Origin of the sequence: Halomonas sp. ND22Bw, from assembly GCF_003011945.1 — a bacterium.
Lineage (GTDB): Bacteria > Pseudomonadota > Gammaproteobacteria > Pseudomonadales > Halomonadaceae > Halomonas > Halomonas halophila.
Genome location: NZ_PXWD01000587.1, coordinates 1 through 293, shown reverse-complemented (window position 1 = coordinate 293; position 293 = coordinate 1). Strand labels below are relative to the sequence as shown.

1 protein-coding gene is annotated in these 293 nt (G+C 70.0%); it reads right to left on the bottom strand.

From position 1 onward, the window contains the following. A partial coding sequence (locus tag CVH10_RS19495; RefSeq protein ID WP_146143114.1) for an SDR family NAD(P)-dependent oxidoreductase occupies nucleotides 1-159 on the bottom strand: 159 nt, incomplete at its 3' end. Between the last annotated feature and the right edge of the window lie 134 nt (nucleotides 160-293).

The window sequence follows — 293 nt, the reverse complement described above, 5'->3', positions numbered from 1 at the left end:
CAGGGCCTCAATCTCGGCGACCACCTCGGCGGCGGCCGCATCGTCCCGGTAGGTGTTGAGGGCGACGTCGGCGCCCTGGCGCGCGGCCTCGATCGCCGTCGCCCGCCCGATGCCCCGCGATGCGCCCGTGATCAGGACGACCTTGTTTTCAAGCAGCATGCGGGCTCCGGCGGTGGTTCGGTTTCAGGATTTGGGCGACCAGCCCAGGTCGGCGCTGATCGCGTCGGCGGCCTCGGTCACGGTCTTGGTCAGTTCGGTCATCCGGGCGTCGGACATGTATTGCGCGGCCGAGG